This is a genomic window from Arsukibacterium sp. MJ3 (assembly GCF_000987765.1).
In the GTDB taxonomy this organism is placed as follows: domain Bacteria; phylum Pseudomonadota; class Gammaproteobacteria; order Enterobacterales; family Alteromonadaceae; genus Alishewanella.
The window spans coordinates 1-554 of sequence record NZ_LAHP01000141.1 but is presented as its reverse complement, the minus strand read 5'-3'; the positions used below and the strand labels follow the sequence as shown (position 1 = coordinate 554).

The following is a 554-nucleotide window of genomic DNA, read 5'->3' as shown; positions in this document are numbered from 1 at the left end:
GCTCGGATAACCCCGACATGAGCCGCATGATATAGCTAGTGGTGAACTCTTCATCAATTTGCTGTTGCTCTGCCAGAGCTTTACCCAAAGCGCGATACACTGGCTGATTGTGGGCAAGCAATAATAGCTTATGCCGCGCATGAAATTGATATAACACATGCTTGCTAATGGGGGTTGGCAGTTGTTGCCATTCATAATACACATACAAACGCAGTACAAAGTTCTCCCGTAGCAATGGGTCGTTCAACCTGCCGTCTTCTTCCATTGGCAACGCCGGAAACATTTCTTTCAGGCGCTGAGCGAATATGCCAGTGCCATCTTTAACGTTCATATTAGAATCTTCCGCATACACTCGCACGCGCTCCATGCCACAACTGGGCGATTTCGCGCAAAGAATATAACCGGATAGTTTCGTCAATTGCTGTTCGCGAACATTGGCAAAGTCAGCTAATCGCTGCGTAACATCTTCACCTGTTTTTGGCACCACCGCGCGAGGTTGCGCTACATCACCAACTAACCGTATGGTTGGCCGTGGTACACTCATACCTATCCCT

Annotated in this window: 1 protein-coding gene; it reads right to left on the bottom strand. The window is 48.4% G+C overall.

Features of this window, described 5'->3' with window-relative positions:
* On the bottom strand, positions 1-544 hold a 544-nt coding region (locus VT06_RS17195), incomplete at its 3' end, for a DUF523 and DUF1722 domain-containing protein (RefSeq protein ID WP_235357474.1).
* Positions 545-554 lie beyond the last annotated feature (10 nt).